Source organism: Pseudomonas sp. BLCC-B112 (genome assembly GCF_028550695.1).
Classification (GTDB): domain Bacteria; phylum Pseudomonadota; class Gammaproteobacteria; order Pseudomonadales; family Pseudomonadaceae; genus Aquipseudomonas; species Aquipseudomonas danubii.
This window is the reverse complement of the sequence record NZ_JAQQGK010000013.1, coordinates 93514-112652: the sequence shown is the minus strand read 5'-3', so window position 1 is coordinate 112652 and position 19139 is coordinate 93514. Positions and strand designations below refer to the sequence as shown.

Annotated in this window: 7 protein-coding genes; 2 read left to right on the top strand and 5 right to left on the bottom strand. The window is 63.3% G+C overall.

Going from position 1 to position 19139, the window contains the following annotated elements; all coding sequences use genetic code 11:
• Position 1: 1 nt before the first annotated feature.
• The 5 genes from PQT43_RS28010 to PQT43_RS27990 are packed head-to-tail and all read right to left on the bottom strand — an operon-like array spanning position 2 to position 16098.
• Positions 2–1636, bottom strand: a complete 1635-nt coding sequence (locus PQT43_RS28010) for an NAD(P)/FAD-dependent oxidoreductase (RefSeq protein WP_272755249.1) — start codon at positions 1634–1636, stop codon at positions 2–4.
• A 50-nt stretch (positions 1637–1686) separates the two neighbouring features.
• The gene (locus tag PQT43_RS28005; protein ID WP_272755248.1) at positions 1687–7011 is read right to left on the bottom strand and encodes a type I polyketide synthase; all 5325 of its coding nucleotides are present in this window, start codon (positions 7009–7011) and stop codon (positions 1687–1689) included.
• 48 nt (positions 7012–7059) lie between these two features.
• Positions 7060–14436, bottom strand: coding sequence for a type I polyketide synthase (locus tag PQT43_RS28000; RefSeq protein WP_272755247.1), 7377 nt, complete (start codon positions 14434–14436; stop codon positions 7060–7062).
• 32 nt (positions 14437–14468) lie between these two features.
• A complete protein-coding gene (locus PQT43_RS27995) occupies positions 14469–15818 on the bottom strand; it encodes an NAD(P)/FAD-dependent oxidoreductase (protein WP_210482147.1) in 1350 nt (449 codons plus the stop codon).
• Positions 15819–15831: 13 nt separating this feature from the next.
• Complete coding sequence (locus PQT43_RS27990; RefSeq protein ID WP_011061078.1) at positions 15832–16098, bottom strand: phosphopantetheine-binding protein; 267 nt, start codon at positions 16096–16098, stop codon at positions 15832–15834.
• 485 nt (positions 16099–16583) lie between these two features.
• Here PQT43_RS27990 and PQT43_RS27985 point away from each other — a divergent pair, with 485 nt between their 5' ends.
• Together PQT43_RS27985 and PQT43_RS27980 are read left to right on the top strand one after the other, a co-directional pair.
• Positions 16584–17615 (top strand): LysR family transcriptional regulator, encoded by a 1032-nt coding sequence (locus PQT43_RS27985; RefSeq protein WP_267268314.1) that lies wholly within the window; start codon positions 16584–16586, stop codon positions 17613–17615.
• Entirely contained in the window at positions 17612–19120 is a 1509-nt protein-coding gene (locus PQT43_RS27980; protein ID WP_253085677.1) for an NAD(P)/FAD-dependent oxidoreductase, read from the top strand. The genes PQT43_RS27985 and PQT43_RS27980 overlap by 4 nt, the downstream gene beginning before the upstream one ends.
• The last annotated feature ends 19 nt before the right edge of the window (positions 19121–19139 follow it).

The following is a 19139-nucleotide window of genomic DNA, read 5'->3' as shown; positions in this document are numbered from 1 at the left end:
TTCAACTCTCCTTGCGCAGGGAAGGCTTTCTGAAGGATCGATAGAAAATCAACCGTCCGACCTCTGAGGGCACTTGCATCAGGCCCCACCAGAGCGCCTTGAGCTTTCTCAAGGTGGTCAGTTGATAGACACGAGCGTGAGGATTAGCAAAATCAAAAATAGGCGGAACAAAACTGGCGTTGGCAAGCTCCGCAAAGATGCTGCTCGCCGCGTGCGCAGCAGAGACCTTGGCGCTTCTGACGTCATCACAAAGGCCCAGCGTCGTGTTGAGAATATCCTTGTACCCCTGATACAGAGGCATCCAGAAACCGTCCTCCGCGAGCTGGTCGATTTCATCGAACACTCGCGGGTCCAGGTCCTTGGCAAAGGCATCGTTGATCTTGCGCGCGGTGATGGTGGCGGCAATCGACTGCAGCAGCCAGACACGGGCGAAGGCATTCCACAGCACGGGGTCGCGAAACGACACATAGGCCGCTGAGGCGATCCGGTCACTCAAGCTGATGATGCTGTCCTGGGTCAGGACAAAATCATTCAGGGCCGGGCTGCGGTAGTCACCGCTGTGCGCCGCCTTGATCAGCCGGTGCGCCAGGGCCAGAACCAGTTCCGCAGCATTGGACAGTTTGCGCGAGAACAACAGATCGTTGCTCGCGGCGCCCTCATCGAACATCAGGCAGCGGCGTTCGAGCGCCGTGCGATAGACCTGCCGGGGCGGCTGGCGCAGCGCCCACTCGCGCACCCGCCGGGCGCCGGACAGGTGCCGCCCCAGGCCGGGGTACAGCTCGATCAGGCCGGCCAGGACCTGGTCGCCGTCCATGCTCGGGCAGAGGTCCTCACGCAGTGAAACCAGCACGCTGACCAACGGGTTGCGCGAGTGCTGATGGTTGTTGAACGGGATGACCCCCACCCAGCCCCCATCGAACACGTGATGCAGAGTGCCGCCATGCCACTGGCCGGGAAAATCGCCCTGCACGCACTCATCGAACGGCACCACCCCGAGCATATGAGTGGAGAATTCCAGGGTCCGGGTCTTCTGCGTCGAAGGCTGGCTGACCAGGCCCGCCTGCCGCGCCAGCACCTGGCCGCCCTGGCTGCCATCAACCATGAAATCGGCAGTGACCCAGCGTCCCAGCGCCGTAGCTACCTTGACCCCGCTGTCCTCGACCAGCACCTCGGGGCTGTTGTCGATCTCCACCAGCTGCGCGCCATAACCGATGGCCGCCGCCAGCAGATAGGCATCGATATCGGGCCTGAACAGATGGTTCTCACCATGCTCGGAGGGCACGTTGAATTGCAGCGCCTGGCCCAGGTCCACCGCCCGGCTGCGCTGGTGATAGATGAACCCGAGGTTCTTCTTGACCCCGGAAGACGGCATCACCTTCTGCTGGATATCCCGGGTGCGGGCGATATTCTTTATTTCCGGCACGCCATAGCGGTCGGCAATCAGCTCGAAAATCATCGAGGTATAGGGAATCGTCGCCTCACCGGTAAGGTCGGGGGGCATCTGCCGGTTGCGCAACATACCGACCCGGACCTTGTTCCGGGCCAGGCAGGCGGCGAGCATGATCACGCTGATGCTGTTGCCCGCCAAGAGAATGTCGTAATGCTCTGGCGCCTTGCCAGACTGCACATCGTTCATAACCACCTCAATCACAGATCATGGGTCTGGGTTGCACTGCCCGCGGCCCGTCAGGCCTCGGCCACGCAGCCCTGTTCCTTTATCGAACGGGCCAGGAAGTCCGGCCACATCAGGCCCGGACACTCAAGAAACTCGCGGGCCTTGATCTCCAACTTCAGATCGCGCCGGCAGCGGGCGACCATGTCCATCACCAGCAGCGAATCCAGGCCGAAGTCCATCAGGCTGCCGCCATCCTCGAGCTTGGCCCGCACCTGTTCGGTCTTGACCCCGAGCAACTGCGCGTACTGCTCCCACACATAGTCATCCAGCAATGCCAGGGCAGCGGCTTCGTCGGCGCCCGCCAGTTGCTGCAGGATCTCCACGTTGCTGCTGTCGCCGGCCCTGGCGGCCGGAGCCTGGCTGCGGATGTACTGCAGCAGCGGTTGCGGGCCGCGGGATTCGAGCAGTGGTTTGAAGCGATTCCAGTCCACCCCTGACACCACCAGCTGGGGCAGCTCGCTGGCCAGAATCCGCGACAGCAGGCCGACGTTCTGTACCGGGGCGATCTGTTTCAAGCCAACGCTGGTGAGGAAATTCAGCACCTGCTCGTCGAACAGGTGACTGCCGCCGGCCCACAGTCCCCAGTCGATCACCAGGGCACTCAGGCCCATGGCCCGACGCTGCCACGCCAGGCTGTCGAGGAACTGATTGGCGGCTGCGTAGCTGGCGACATGCTGCGAACCCCAGACACTGGCGATGCTCGAACACAGGGCAAAGAAGTCCAGGTCCAGCCCCAGGGACAGTTCGTGCAACAACCAAGTGCCCTCGACCTTGGGCCGCATCACCTGGTCGAAACTGTCACGGTCGACGTCCTTGAGATCCTGCGGAATTGAAATCCCGGCGGCATGGAAGATGCCCTTCAGGCTCGCGCCCGACGCCTCCAGACCGCAGAACAGCCGCTGCATGTCCTGGGGCGAGGTGATGTCGGCCTGGACGTAACTCACCCGCGATGCCGCAGCGCCGAAGCGCTCCAGGCCCGTAGCAACCTCCTCCAGTGGCCGCCGGCCGGTGATCAGCACAGCGCCAGCGCCTTTATCCAGAAGCCACTGGGCCATGGCCAGGCCAATTCCGCCCATGCCGCCGGTAATCAGGTAACTGCCCTGCGGGCAAGGCGCATAGGCCTGTGCTGGCAACTGCGCAGCGCTGAAATGGTTCAGGCGCTGGACATAGCGCTTGCCCGGGCGCAGGCAGATTTTGTCCTCGCCATCGGGGTCGCTGACTTCTTCGGCCAGGGCCCTTGCCCAGTGAGGATCGTCGGGGGCCACGTCGATCAGCCCGCGCCAGTGTTCGGGGTGCTCCAGGGCGAGCGTCTTGCCCAGCCCCCACAACGGCCCGGTCGCCACTTGCAAGGGCTGGTCGCGATCCAGGCCAACGGCGTTTGCGCCTTGGGTCACCAGCCACAACCGGCCACCGCGCGGGCCCAGTTCGATAAGCGCCTGGACCATCTCCAGCAACGGGTGGAACAGTGTCGCCTGCAGGCTCGACAGGCTCTGCAGCGTGGTCGAGCCGGCATCCTCGATGTCTTTGCCATCGAGCACGATGATATCGGCGGCCAAGGCCTCGCCTTCATCGGTCAATGGCTGGCTCGGGTCCTGGGCCAGCACCCTCCGTGCGCTATCGAGCAACTGCTGCGGGCACAGGACCCGGGCACGATGCCCGCCACGCTGCAGGTGTTCGACCAGGGGAGCGGCGGTCTCCGGCGAGCGGCTGACCAGGGTGAACAAGCGGTCCTGCTGCGGCACTTCGGCGCGCTGGCGAGGGCGTTCGAGCCAATCCAGGCTGTAGAGCACGTCGGGCTGGTAAAGCATGCCACGCAGCACCTCCTCGCTCGGGGAGGCAGCCAGGGTCAGCCCTTCCAGGCTGCCTACACACTGGCCGTGCGCATCGTACAAGGCGCAGTCGAACTGCTGCGGATGTGCCTGGCTCGTGGCAATCACCAGGCTTTGTGCCCGGGGCGAAGCGGACCGGCTGGCAACCCAGCGGCGGATGCCGCTTATCGAGCCCGGCGCATCACCCGGCACCGCCTGCCCCAGGTACTCGAGGACCTGCCCAAGGCGATTGCCGTGCGGATCGGGCTCTGCCGGCAACTGCATGTGGTAGACAAAGCCTGCGTCCTGGGTGGCGGCATGGCCCGGGTCCGGCAGGCTGCCACGGATAGCCGCCGGCATGCCTTCCAGGGTCAGCGACAGGACCGGCTGCCAATCGGCACCGGCAACCTTGGCCGCTGCGCTCAGGGCCGAGCAGTTGACCTCCCAGGCCGCCCCGGACAGCGGCTTGAGTTCGGTAAACAGATGCAACTGGTCATCGACATGGAACGCCAGGGCCGGGGTGATGCTGGCGAGGCTCACCCCATAGGTGTCCAGCTGCAAGTGGCCGGCCAGCTCATCGCTCAGGGCTGCCAGCAACCGGTCAGTACGCAGCAGCGCCAGGTCATCGCGGATCTCGCCGCCCACGGCCTTCAGGAGCGCGCTATCCAGCGTCGACTCGAATGCCGGAGTGGGTGCATTGACCGAGTGCCCCAGCAGCCGGCCGACCGCTCCCGCAGCGACCTGTTGCAGGGGCGAGCCGCTGGCGTTGTCGAACCAGTAGCGCTGGCGCTGAAACGCATACCCGGGCAAGGCCTGGCGCAAGGCCCCGTCATGCTCGTGCAGCCGGGCCCAGTCGAGGTTATGGCCGCCCACGTAGAGCTGCGCGGCGGCCAGGCGCAGGTCCCTGGGCGGATCGCCGGCCCGGCGCAGGCTGGCCAGGACCAGGCTGTCGTCCGCCAGGGGGTGACGGCCGATCAGCGGCGTCAACACAGCATCGGAGGCCACTTCAAGGAAGGTTTTCACCCCCAGCTCTGCGATCAGGGTGTTGACCCCTTCGCTGAACCTCACGGCCTGGCGGGTGTGCGTACACCAGTAATCGGGCGAGCTCAGGCTGGAGAGCGTATGCACCCGGCCAGTGACACTGCTGATGACCGGCAAGCGCGGCTCGCTGAAGGTGATCTGCGCCACCGTCTGGCGGAACGCTTCAAGCATCGGCTCGGTGGCTGCGGTATGGAAGGCATGGGAAACCGCAAGTTTCTTGACCTTGCAACCGCTGGCGAGCGCCGCTTCGGCCAGCGCCTGGACCTCGGCCTGCGGCCCGGCCACCACCACGTCTTGCGGGCTGTTGACCGCCGCCAGTTCGATCGCGCTGCCGGGCCGGTCCTTGAGCAGCTCCAGCAGTTGCGCCTCGCTCATGCCCAGTGCGTACATCACGCCGCCGGCCGTCATCAGTTGCTGGGCCAGGCGCCCACGCGCCTCCACCATACGCAGCGCGTCAGCCAGGGATACCGCCCCGGCCACACAGATTGCACTGATCTCGCCGAAACTGTGTCCGAACAGCGCATCGGCAGCGACCCCCCAATGCATCCACAACCGCGCCAGGGCATATTCGACCGCGAATATCGCCGGCTGGGCATAGCGGGTCTGTTGCAGGTAGCTGTCACTGGCCGCACCCGCGTCCAGCACCAGGGTCAGCAGGTCCACGTCCATCAGCGGCTGCAACAGGGCGCGGCATTCATCGATCTGCGCCTTGAAGAATGGTTCGCTGTCATACAGTGCCTGGGCCATCGCCCGGTACTGGCAGCCCTGCCCCGGAAAGAGCATCACCAGCGGCGCCACCGCTCCCTGGCAGCGCCCTTCGAATACATGGCCCACCACCTTGCGTGACGCATAGGCCGCCAGTTGCTCGCGCAGCCCTTCACGGCTATCGGCCACGGCCGCGAAACGATGGCCAAAGTGCGCCCGCCCGACGTTCGCCGTGTAGCACAGGTCCTTGAGTTCGAACTGGCTGTTGTCGGCGATAAAACGTTCATAGCGTCCGGCAATCTGGCGCCTGGGCGTCTCGCCCTTGGCCGACAGAGTGATCAGCTGCCAGGGGTTGTCGCGCCCCTGGGCACGTTCGCGCAGCGGCGCGTCGCCCACTAGCACATGGGCGTTGGTGCCGGTGACACCAAACGAACTGACACCAGCGTGCCGCGCCTTGCCCTGGCGTGGCCAGGGCGTGGATTCGGTGACCACCTTCAGGGCCAGGCGATCCCATTCGATCCGCGGATTGGGCGTGTTGAAGTGCACCTGGGGCACCAGGGCCTCTTGTTGCAGGCACAGCAGGACCTTGGCCAGCCCGGTCACCCCGGCGACCGGTTCGAGATGCCCCATGTTGGCCTTGATCGAGCCCACCAGCAGCGGCGCATCCACGGGCCGCTGCTTGCCCAGTACCGCATGCAGGGCGTGCAGTTCGATCGGGTCGCCCAGCGCGGTGCCGGTGCCATGGGCCTCGACATAGTCGACCTCGCTGCCCTGGAGCCCGGCCTGGCCGAGCGCCAGCCTGATCACCTCTTCCTGGGCGTGGATGTTGGGCACGGTGATGCCGCTGCTGGCGCCGTCGTTGTTGACCGCACTACCCTCGATCACGGCCAGCACCGGGTCCTGGTCGCGTACCGCATCGCTCAGCCGCTTGAGCGCAAGGATCACGCAGCCTTCGGCACGCCCGTAGCCATCGGCCGCAGCGTCGAAGGTCTTGCAGCGGCCATCGGGGGCCACGGCCCGCAGCTTGCTGACCAGGATGAAACCGTAGGGCGACAGGATCAGGTTGACCCCACCGGCCAGCGCCAGCTCGCTCTCACGACTGCGCAGGCTGTTGCAGGCCTGGTGCAGGGCCACCAGGGATGAGGAGCAGGAGGTATCGAGCACCACCGCCGGGCCCCTGGAGCCCAGGGTGTAGGCAATGCGCCCGGCGACGAAACTGGTTTCGCCATAGAACTGGTAGGCGTTGACGTCCTCGACCGCGCCCAACTGCTGGCGCAGGCGCACGTAATCATTGGTACTGACCCCCATGAACACGCCGAGCTTCTTGCCATGCAGGCTGTCGGGGGCGATTGCGGCGTTCTCCAGGGCCTCCCAGGCGACCTCCAGGGCCAGGCGCTGCTGGGGGTCCATGCCTTCGGCTTCCTTGGGCGAAATGCCGAAGAAGCCCGGGTCGAACTGATCCACCCCCTCGATGAAGCCACCGCGCATGACGTAGGCCTTGCCGGGTGCCTGGGGATCAGGATGGTAATAGTCGGTGCCGTACAGACGGTCGCGGGGCATGTCGCTCACCGCATCGGTGGCATTTTTCAGCAGGCTCCACAGCCGCTTCGGTGTGTCGGCACTGCCCGGCAGCCGGCACCCCAGGCCCACTACGGCGATCGGTTCGACAGGCGCCGAGCTCTTGCCGGCCACCTTTTCCTTGAGCGCACGGATGGTGGTGATTGCCTGAGCAAGACTCTCTTGCAGCTGTTCCTTGCTTACATCGCGGACATCGTTATCCATAAAGGCCTCGATCAGTGATTCTCTGGCAGTTGTCATCCAGCCCCAGGGCTAGTAATTGGCGATATCGCGCAGCTCGTCTTCGAGAGCACCAATCAGCTCGGCCCGTGACAGTTCATGCAGGTCCTGATGCCGCGACGCTGGCGACACAGGTTCGGGCGCCGCCACCGGCTCCCGGGTTTCAGGCGCCAGGAGCTGGCCCATGAGATAGTCCGTGACCTGTTCGATGGAGGTGTATTCGAAGCCGAAGGTCGAAGGCAGGTCGATGCTCAACGCCCGGCCCAGCCGTGAGCGCAGGTCCAGCGACATGACCGAGGACATGCCCATGTCGAAGAAGCCCTTCCTGACATCGAGTTCCAGGCCATCGGCAACGCCGAACACTTGCCCCACTACCTCGCAGACCAGCGCCTGCATGGCCCGGCGCTGCTGCAGCGGTGGCAGGCCAATCAGCTCGGCCAGACGCTGATCCGATGCGCTATCCGCTGCACCCAGGTGTTCGAGCAAGGGCCAGGGCAGCACGCCCAGGTACAGCCCTTTGAGTTGTTGCCAGTCGACATTGAGCAGCCCGCACTGGCCCTGGCCGCCCAGCACGCGGGCTATGGCTTGCACTATCTGCGAGCGCTGCAAAGGTTGCAGGCCGCTGCCTTGCATGGCCGTGCGGGCTGCGGCGCCCTGCTCAAGCTCCTGTTCGCTCTGCGTCAGGTGCAGCAGCTGGCAGTTCAACCCCAGGCGCCGGCGCTGTGCATGCACCCACGAGGCATACGCATCGGCAATCGCCGAGCGGGCGAAGCCGGCCCCGCCAAGCAGGGAAGACACGCTGCCCAGGATCAGGAAGAACGCTTCGGGGTCATCGATCAGCTGGTGAACCTGCTGCAAGACCTCAAGCGGCCGAACGCCTTCCTGCATTCGCACGACAAACTCTGGCTCCTTGAGCGCAACCGTGCGCCAGTCAAGATCGAGGTGGATAAAGCCGGCGATGCGGTCTTGCTCTCGCAGCGTCGCGAAGGTGTCAGCCAGTTTTTCCCGGCTCAGGTCCGAGAGGCTGCTGATCGCCATCGCTTCGGGCATCCGCTCAGGCATGTGCAGTTGCCCGGGGGCCTCGCAGAGCAGCAGCACACGCTGCACACCCCGCTGCCCGAGCGCCGTCAGCACAGGCTCCAGGTCAGATCCCGGGACGGCATGCAGCACAACGGTTCCGTTCAGCGCCGGCGGCTCCAGGCGCTGTAGCGGATCGGCTTGATCCTCCACCAGGTATTGCACCTCGACCCGGGCGCCGCTGATCGCAAAGTGATCATGGCCAGGTTGGCCGTGCAACAGCCGGCAGAGGCTGGCGTAGCTTCTTCCGTCGCTGCCCTGCAAAGTCACCAGACCGCCCCACCAGGCAGGATGCTCCAGGGCGAAGATATGCGCGGCGCCCTGCCAGGTGGCCTGGACAGCGGCCATGGCCGGCGATGCAGCATCCCTGGCATGAAGGGCGAACCAGACCGGCTTTGCCGGTGTTCCGACGTTGGCAATCGCGCCGGCGAAGGCCTGTACCAGCGCCGCAGAGGCCACCAGGGATGTACCGAGGCCGTCGGCCTCCTGAGCATCAACGCCGGCAACGATCACCCCCAGGCAGGACGGATCGGCCACTGCCCCGCGCAACGCCGAGGACAGTTTGCGGGCCAGAGGTTGTTGCCCGGCGTGCAGCTCGATGACTTCGACCGGACGCTGTTCAGCCGCAAACGCCGCAGCCAGTGGCTGGACCTCGGCGGTGCTCCAGGCCAGCACCATCCAGTAGCCCTCGCGTTGCCGAGCACCCTCGCCCGGTATCGGATAGTCCTGCCATTGGCGAACGATCATCGGCAGGTCGAGGGGTGCGGTCTGGAGGTCGGGCAAGTACCACGAACCAGGATGGCCAAACTGCGGACCTTCGAACAGTGCCAGCTGGCAACCCCGGGCATCCACTACCTGCAGGCTGTCGGGTTTGTCGGCGTCATGGCCGGCCAGCACAATCCATACCTGCGCCGGTAGGTCTGCCCATACCTGGAGCCCGGAGAACCCGACCAGCGCGGCGGCGTGGGCGCCTTCAAACAGCTCGACCACACTGGCCAGCAACTGGGTCTGGCGCTCAGCCGCCGTCAGGGAGTGGGCAAAGCGGTACAAGGCCCGCTGCCCGCCCGTGGCCGCACACCCGGACCATGGGCACAGGCCAACGTCCGGCGCCGGCGGTGAAGGCTCATCGAGCATCGACACCCCGCGCAGGGTTTCCTCCTGCAACTGCGCTGTACAGTCAACCAGGGTTCCGCTCATGCAGACCTGGCGGCGCTCGTCGCCGGCCCCTTGCAAGGCCAGTTCGAAGCAGGCGTCAGGGGCCTGGGTGAGGTGGATGCTCAGGTGCGAAGTGAGGTGCTGTTCGCCGCGCAGACGCAACTGGGCAATCTGCAAGTCGCGGATCTGCTGCACGCCCCGCGGGGTTTCCCGCACCGCCTGGAGCACGGCATCCAGCAACAGGTGAGTCTTGACCCTGTACCCCTGTTCGCCCAGCGGATCGTAATGCCCGGCCTGAGGAGCGAGAGCCCCCGACCAGTACCAGAGCTGCCCGGCCGGCCGTACCAGCATCTGCAGGCAAGGATGGCCCGAGGCTGCCCGGTCGGGCTGCATCGCCGTAGCCGGCTGCCCAGCATCGATCCAGTAGTCGTTGAGCTGCCACGGATAGGTGGGCAACCCGATGGCCTGACAGCCGTCCGGCAAGCGCTCGGGGCCCGGCGGCTGGACGCCGCGGCCAAAGGCCTCGGCCAGGGTTGCCCAGGGTTCGCCGGCCGCGGGTTTGCGGTCATTGGCGATGGGGCTGCCGGCCAGCCAGGCCTGTAGTTCCTGAGCCAGCTCGCGGCAATCCTGGCCGTGGACGACCAGGCGTTCCTTGAACGCCGTGCGCCGCACCAGCGCGTTGTAGCAGATGGTCTGTGGGCAGTGCTCGGTAGCGCCCAGGAAGGACACATAGCGCTGGGCCAGCTCCGCCAATGCCGCCGGGGTGGCCGCGGACAGGCACAAGGCCACTGGCGCTGTGGCGGGAGGCAAAGGCGCTGTCGCTGGCGCCGTATAGCCCTTGAGCAGCACATGCACGTTGGTCCCGGTGAAACCAAAGGCACTGACCCCGGCCACCCGCGACTCTGGCCGGCCCGGCCAGTCCATGGCCTGATGCGCCAGCTTGAGGTTCATGGTCGCCCAGTCGACACGGGTGTTGGCCCGCTGCAGATGGGCTTGCGGGGCAATCCGGCCGTGCTCCACCACCAGGCAGGCCTTGATCAGCGAAGCGATGCCCGCTGCCGCCTCGAGGTGCCCGATATTGGCCTTGACCGAGGCCACCGTCAGCGCCGGACTGTCGGGGCTGGCCTGGCGATAGGCGTTGTGCAGGGCGTTGAGCTCGATGGGGTCACCCAGCACCGTGCCGGTGCCATGGGCCTCGACGTAGCTGACTTGCCCCGGATGCACACCGGCGTTGGCCAGTGCTTCGCTGATCAGCGCCTCTTGCGCCGGACCATTGGGCACTGTCAGCCCGGCACAGGCACCGTCGTGATTGACCGCCGAACCGAGAATCGTCGCGACAATCGGGTCACGCTCCCGCTCGGCCTGGGCCTGGCGCTTGAGAATGACCACGCCGCAGCCCTCCCCTCGACCGTAACCGTCGGCACTGTCGTCGAAGGCCTTGCTGATGCCGTCCGGGGCCAATGCGCCGGCCTGCCCCATGGATTGAAAGATCGACGCCGAGGCGATGACATTCACCCCACCCACAATCGCGATGTCGCACTCCGCGGCACGCAAGCTGTTGCACGCCAGATGGATGGCCGTGAGCGATGACGAGCATGCGGTGTCCACCGTCAGGCTCGGCCCACGCACGCCGAGAAAATGTGAGAGGCGCCCGCAGATCGCCGAAAACGAACTGCCAGTGCCGTAGTGGGCATCCACGCCTTGCGCGCTACCCAGGACCCGGGTTTCGTAGTCGTGGGAGTTGGCCCCGACAAACACCCCGACCCTCTGTTCCAGCAGCTTCTCCTGAGGGATACCGGCCCGTTCAAGAGCCTCCCAGGCCACCATCAGCAACAGCCGTTGCTGGGGGTCCATGCTCCGGGCTTCCTTGGGGGAAATGCGGAAGAACGCTTCGTCGAACCCTTCGGGGCGCTGGATAAGGCTGGCAAACCGCGGGAAGGTTTCCCCCGGTTTGGCGCCGGCGAGCCGGGACGGCGGTACCGGCCCTACGGTGTCCGTCTGTTCCAGCATCAGCTTCCAGAGTGCCTCGGGGCTGTCGGCCTGGGGAAACCGGCACGCCATGGCCACCACGGCGATGCTCCCCGCGGCGTCGCTCGCCCCGGCATCGACCGTTACCGGGGTGCTGGCCGGCTCTCGGGACAGCAGCCCTTCCAGGTACTGGCCCAGCCGGTTGATGGTGGGATAGTCGAAGCCCACGGTCGCCGACAGCTTGAGGGCGAACTGGCGTTCCAGCATGCGCTTGAATTCAACCAGGGAAATCGAGCTCAGGCCCAGTTCGAAGAAGCCTCGATCCGGGTCCGGGTCGGCACAGGCCACGCCGATGATCTGCGTCAGCAGTGCACCAATCTGCGCCCGCACATCCCCCACCGGCTGCGCCGCTGCGGGCACCTTGGCCGGTGCCGGCACAGCGACTTGTGCCAGCTCCGGCACGCTCAGCGCCACATCGTTGGCCTGGGCGCAGAGATTGCCCTGGGCGTCATACACCAGTACCTGCGCCCGCAGCTGGGACACGAGCCCTGCCGGCTGCGGCCGCGGCGCCGGGGCAAACCAGAAACGCTCCTGCTGCCAGGGATAGGCCGGCAGCTCCAGCGCCGCCTCCCTGGGTTGGAAGGCTTGCCAGTCGGGACCCGCGCCCCACTCGTACAGGCGGGCAACAATACTGGCCAGCTCCAGGGCGGCGTCGCCCTGCTTGTGCAAGGCGCCGCACACCAGCCCCTGGGTTCCCTTGTCGGCCAGGGCCTGGTTGATCGACGCCGCCAGCACGGTGTGCGGACCGATCTCGACGAACAGCCGGTGCCCCTGCTCGATCAACTGTTCAATGGCGCGATCGAAGCGCACGATGCCACGGGCATTCCTCGCCCAGTAGTCGGCATCTGCCAGGATCGGCTCCTCGGGCATCGCGCTGGTGGAAATCCAGGGCGTGTGCGCGGCAACCACCGGCAAATCCTCCAGCCCCGCGCGGATCTGCGTCAGGCACTCATCCATCTGGCAGGAGTGGAAGGCATATTCCGCCGGCATCAGGTAAGTGAAGATGCCTTCGTCACGCAGTTGCTGATCCAGAGCCTGTACAGCCTGTGGGCTGCCGGACACCACACAGCTGTTTCGACTGTTGACCACCGACAGTTCCAGTTGCGGGTTGTTCGCCAGACGCGACTGGAGCGTCGGCGCGGGCAAGCCCACCACCAGCATCCGCCCCTGCCCCAGGGTGTCCTTCATGGCCTGGGCCCGATGGTGGATGACCCGCACCGCCGACTCCAGGTCCAGTGCTCCGGCGCAATAGGCCGCGGCCACCTCCCCCATGGAGTGGCCGACCACCGCCGCCGGGATCACACCCCACTGGCGCAAGCATTCACTGATCGCCACCTGGATGGCAAAGATGCAGGGCTGGGCAAATTCGGTCAGGTGCAGGCGGGACCCACTGGCGTCGCTGCGCAGCTCGGCCTCCACCGACCAGTTTGCCCACTGGGCCAGCGCCTGGTCGCAACGCCGGATCATCGCCAGGAAGGCCGGCTCCCGTTCAAGCAGGTCGCGGCCCATTCCCACCCACTGGGCGCCCTGCCCGGTAAACACCAGCACGGGCCCGCGCCGATCCTCTTCGTCCGTCGCGCAGGCCAAGGTCGGGGCCGGCAGTTGCTCCAGCTGGCTCTTCAATTGCGCGGCGTTCGCACCCACCACGGCCGACCGGTAGGGAAAGTGATCACGACGATGAATGGCGCTGGCGACAAAGGCTTGTAATTGCCTATCGTCCTGCTGCGGCAGATGAACGGCATAGGCCCTGGCCTGCTCCACCACGGCCTGCGCGGACCTGGCCGATACCGGCAGGACCCAGGGCCGGCCCTGTGCCGATCGTTCCTGCTGCGGCTGTGCCTGCCGATAGGCGCTGGCATCTTCGAGAATCATGTGGACGTTGGTGCCACTGAGCCCGAAACCGCTGATTCCAGCCAGGCGCGGCCGGTCGGGCAACGACTCGATCGCCGTGGGCACCGCCAGCCGGGAACGCTTCCAGTCCACCAGTGGGTTCAACTGTGCGAGATGCAGTTGCGCAGGCACCTCGGCGTGCTTGAGAACCATCATGGTCTTGATCACGCTGGCCATTCCGGCGGCCGCATCCAGATGGCCCATGTTGGCCTTGACCGAGCCCACCCACAGCGGCCGCCCACGCCCCTGGAAGGCTCTGTCCAGCGAAGACAGTTCGATCGGATCGCCCAGGGGCGTACCGGTGCCGTGGGCCTCGACATAGTCGATGTCGTCCACGCTCAAGCCGGCCACTTTCAGGGCCTGGCTGATCACCGCAGCCTGGGCATTGGCGTTGGGCACGGTCTGGCCGGCACTGGCGCCATCCTGGTTGATCGCCGAGCCCCTGATCACCGCCTGGATCGGGTCGCCATCGCGCAGGGCATCTGCCAGGCGCTTGAGCACCGTGACCCCGCAGCCCTCGCCCCGGACGATCCCGTCGGCCGCCGCATCGAATACCCGGCAGCGGCCACTGGGCGAGATCGCCCTGATCTGACTCATGTAGATCGTCAGGTCCGGCGCCAGCATCAGGTTCACCCCTCCGGCCAGGGCCATGTCCGCCTCCCCTGCCTGCAAGGCGCGACAGGCCAGGTGCATGGCCACCAGGGAAGAAGAGCATGCAGTGGTCACGGTCATTGCCGGCCCATGAACACCCAGGTGGTAGGCAATACGCCCGGCGGCGAAGCTGAATTCCTTGCCGGCGGCATAGTAGGGATTGATCTGTTCGATGCCGGCCTCGCGGGAATGCAGCGCCAGGTAATCCATGCCCAGCATGCCGACATAGACCGCGGTCCTGCTGCCTTTGAGCTGCTCGCGGGTCAGGCCGGCACGGGCCACGCTTTCACAGGCGACCTCCAGCAGCAGACGCTGCTGCGGGTCCATTTCCTTGGCTTCAGAGGCCGAGATGCCAAAGTAATGCGCATCGAAGCGGTCGATGTGCTCGAGGAACGCCCCCACCTTGCTGTAGGTCGTACCGGTTTCAGCAGCGTTCTCATCGTAGATCGCTGCTGTGTCCCAGCGCTCTGCGGGAACCGGTCCGACAAAATCGGTCCCAGCACGAAGGAGCTCCCAGAATGCCTCGGGGGTCGATGCACCTTTGGCAAAGCGGCATCCACTCCCGATGATTGCAATGGGTTCAAAATCCATGGGCGCACGAGCATCCATTCAGTCATCTCCTTCGACTGGGTGTTTAGTGTTTAGAACGCGGGTTTGGCGGTAGGAACCTGCATGTCGCCCAGGTACTTGTGCCAGAGGTGTTCCGGGTCGCTTTCAACCGCAGCGATGATTTCGCGCATCTTGTCCAGCACTTCCAGGCGCTTGCCGCTGTAGACGTCCCCTTGCAGCAATTGCAGGATGTCCAGGCGGTAGCGTGGGTCTTGAACGAACGCGGTGAAGAGGATGTTCAGGCGGTAATAGAGCGTGATGAACTCATACCAGTTCTTGATGCCATTCCTGATCATGCCTTCGTAGTGAGTGAAACTGGACTTGCTGAAGTCGTTGTTCTTCACCGCCTCGATGATGTCGCCGCTGGCGATGCGCGCACTGTTGAGTGCAACGCTGACGCCGCTGGAGAAGATCGGGTCGACGAACCGCGCGGCATCGCCGATCAGCACGAAGCTGTCGCCACAGACTTCTTTCATGCCGTAGCTGTAGTCCGCCTCTTTCTTGAACGGGCGGACCTGCTCCGAGGCCTTCAGCGCGTCATGCAGGTTTTCCCGGGTCTTCACCGCTTCCCAGAAGAACTCTTCATAGGTGAGGTCGGAGTTGGTGTAGTTCTGCTTCTGCGTAACCACGCCCACGCTGGTAATGGTTTCGGTGATCGGGATCTGCCAGACCCAGGTATTGGTCATCGGCAGGAAGTGAATGAAGATGTAGTCGACCTTGTCCGGGCTTTGCGTCGCCGACTTGCGGTCGAAGTTGTCGAACCAGGAGTGAATCGCGAACTGGTTGAAGACCGGGTCCTTTTCTCGCAAGCCCAGCCGGCGGCCCAGCAGCACGTTGCGACCGCTGGCATCCACCACCATCTTCGCCTTGATCTCGACGCTGCGCTTGCCCAGCTTGGCATTGACAATGACATTGCCCGGGCTGAGAAACTCGACGTCAGCGATCTCCACGCCCTGGAAGACCTTGGCCCCCAGCGAACCTGCGTGCTCCAGAAGAATGCGGTCGAACTTGCCGCGGTCGACGTGGAACGTGAAGTCGCGATCGACCCCTTCCTGCTTGCGCTCGTTGAAGAGGATTTCCGCCGAACGGAAATCGTGGTCCAGCCCCTGGAAGCCCATCTTGTCTTCGGGGCCGGAATCTGCCGAGGTCCAGGCAGCGCCGAACTTCTTCGGGAAGTTGGCTTTCTCGATCTTTTCCATCGCCCCGATTTCCAGCAGCACCGGAGTGGTGGCCGGTACTAGCGACTCGCCAACATGCTCGCGCTCGAACAGTTCTTTTTCGAACACCGCGCATTTGACACCGGCTTTTGCCAGGTAGGAGGCCATGGTCGAACCCGCCGGCCCGCCACCGATAATCACTACATCATAATCATGATCGCTCATTGCCCACTCCCTGTTAGGCGCACTCGGCCTTTAGTTGCTCGACAGTCCTGGATATTGCATTCAGGTCTTTGAAATATTTGCCGGTGATATGGGTACTTGGAATCGAGACACCCATTTCATCCCTGATGTAGACCATGAGCTTGACGATATTCATCGAGTTGAGAATGCCCCACTCCAGTAGTGGAGTCTGGTCATCAAGCTCATCTTCCTTTGCACTTGGCCCGATCAAATCTTCCATGATGTAGCGACGAATCTTTTCTTTAACTTCCTCTCCGTCCATAGACGTACGCTCCTGCACTCGACAATCGTGGGTTGGGAAAACCCGTCTACAATCCTCAATAAGAATGCACTTGTGAATAGCCGATTTTGCAAAAGGCCTTTGCATATCCGCAAAGGCAAAACAGCCCCGACAACATCGAAGCCAACACAACTTAACGATGTTCCACAGGCCTATATGACGACCTTCAGAAAGTCATCTTCGAGCCCCAAAGCATAGTTTTGGCGCTCTGCGCAATTAGCCACTAGAACTATTTTTGTATCCAGATAGTGCAAACCAAGCCTTGCACTTGGACGGTGTTCCGCTCTGCGCCGGGTAGAGCTGTGGCGCCTGAAATATTATGAATCAATTTTACCAAAGCCAACTAATCATGGCCCCAGCACTGCTTGACAAACAAAAAGCCTAGCCGTACTAAGTAGGTTGTCATGATCTATTTGTAATTTTACTTTACAAAAAAAAGACACTAAAAATTCTAAAAGGATTTAGGAATGAAGGCGCTAGGCGTTGTCAATGACATAGACCTTTATATATCCGTAACTAAAACGGGTAGTTTCTCCGAAACAGGAAGACTACTTGGCATCCCACCTTCTTCGGTGATGCGCAGAATCAATAGCCTCGAAAAAGAACTTGAAACCTGCTTATTCAATCGATCGACAAAATGTTTGATACTTACCGACACAGGCCTGCTCTTTCTCGAACATGCAAAGAACATCTCGAGATGCATTGGGCATGCTAGATCAGAAGTAAAAGAACACACTGCATCGACCCTTGGTATTCTCAAGGTTTCAGCACCCGTGGCCTTTGGACGGCGCCATGTAGCGCCTTTGTTGAGCAGAATACTGAACCATCATCCCGGTTTGAAAATTGAATTCTCGCTTAACGACAAAGTTCTCGACCCCAGCATCGATAACGTCGATATCTGTATCAAGCTGGGCATATTGCCGGACAGTAATCTGATTCCAACGAAACTTGCGGATATGCGGCGCGTGCTCTGCGCAAGCCCGGAATACGTCCGGCAACACGGCTGTCCGCAAACTCTTGAAGACCTGTACCAACATGCCTGCCTGATCCACAGCACCTGCAGCAACTTCTCACTGACTTGGCAATTCAAGGTCGATGGCCTGCTCAAGAAGCTCATGCCCAGCAGCCGGCTATCGGTCAACAGTTCCGAGTTGCTGGTGGACGGCGCCCTTCAAGGCATAGGAATCATCCACGCGCCCACCTGGCTGGTGCATGAACAGATCGCCAGCGGCCAACTGGTGTCGCTGCTCGACGAATATTGCGAGGCCGATCCGCAACAGGGAGCGATTTACGCACTGAGGGCACGCAGCAGCGTTGTCCCGGCCAAGACTCGCCTGTTCATCAATGAGTTGAAACGCTCGATCGGCAGCACGCCTTACTGGGACTTGCCGTTTGAAAAGGAAATACCGCAGACCCTGGCCACCCTGCATTTCGATACCGCAATGCATTCAGCGCTTTCCAGAGCCACCACCTTGCAAGACAAGAGCCAGACATCATGAATCAGTACGACGTCATTATCATCGGTAGTGGTATCGCCGGCGCGCTGACCGGCGCCGTCCTCGCGAAGTCCGGGCTGAACGTTCTGATCCTCGACTCGGCCCAGCACCCACGATTCTCCGTCGGCGAAGCGGCGACACCGGAAAGCGGTTTTCTGCTGCGCTTGCTCTCAAAGCGCTTCGACATCCCTGAAATCGCCTACCTCTCGCACCCCGACAAGATCATCCAGCACGTCGGTTCAAGCGCCTGCGGGATCAAGCTGGGCTTCAGTTTTGCCTGGCATCAAGAGAACGCGCCGTCGTCCCCCGACCACCTTGTGGCCCCGCCGCTGAAGGTGCCGGAAGCTCATCTTTTCCGGCAGGACATCGACTATTTCGCTCTGATGATTGCCCTGAAACACGGCGCCGAATCCAGACAGAACATCAAGATCGAGTCGATCAGCCTCAACGACGACGGGGTCGAGGTGGCATTGTCCAACGCCGCCCTCGTCAAGGCCGCGTTCATCATTGACGCTGCTGCCCAAGGCTCTCCGCTCTCCCGCCAACTGGGCTTGCGCACCACCGAAGGGCTGGCGACCGACACCTGCTCATTCTTCACCCACATGCTCAATGTGAAGAGCTACGAAGATGCCCTGGCTCCGTTGTCCCGCACTGGTTCCCCCATCGAACTGTTCAAGAGCACCTTGCACCACATTTTCGAAGAGGGCTGGTTGTGGGTCATCCCCTTCAATAACCATCCGCAGGGCACCAATCAGTTGTGCAGCGTCGGCTTCCAGTTCAACAACGCCAAGTACCGTCCCACCGAGGCGCCGGAGATCGAGTTTCGCAAACTGCTGAAAAAGTACCCGGCCATCGGCGAACACTTCAAGGATGCGGTCAATGCCCGGGAGTGGATCTACGCGCCGCGCATCAACTACCGCAGCGTGCAAAATGTCGGGGATCGCTTCTGCCTGCTGCCGCAAGCCACAGGGTTTATCGACCCGCTGTTCTCCAGGGGGTTGATCACCACCTTCGAGTCCATCCTCAGGCTGGCCCCCAAGGTGCTGGACGCCGCCCGCAGCAACCGCTGGCAACGGGAACAGTTCATCGAAGTCGAGCGCCATTGCCTGAACGCGGTGGCGACCAATGACCAGTTGGTTTCCTGCTCCTATGAAGCCTTCAGCGACTTTCACCTGTGGAACGTGTGGCATCGGGTCTGGCTCAGCGGCTCCAACCTGGGCAGTGCCTTTCTGCAAAAGCTGCTGCACGACCTGGAACACAGTGGCGACGCCCGCCAGTTCGATGCAGCGCTTGAGGCGGTGCGCTTCCCTGGCTGCCTGTCCCTGAACTCGCCCGCCTACGAAAGCCTGTTCAGGCAGTCGTGCCAGGTCATGCAACAGGCCAGGGAGCAAGCCAGGCCGGTGGCCGAAACCGCCAACGCGCTGCATGAGCTGATCAAGGAGCACGAAGCCGAGTTGTTGCCCCTGGGCTATTCGCGGATATCCAATCGTTTCATCCTCAAAGCCTGAATGCCGGAGTGATGCCCGG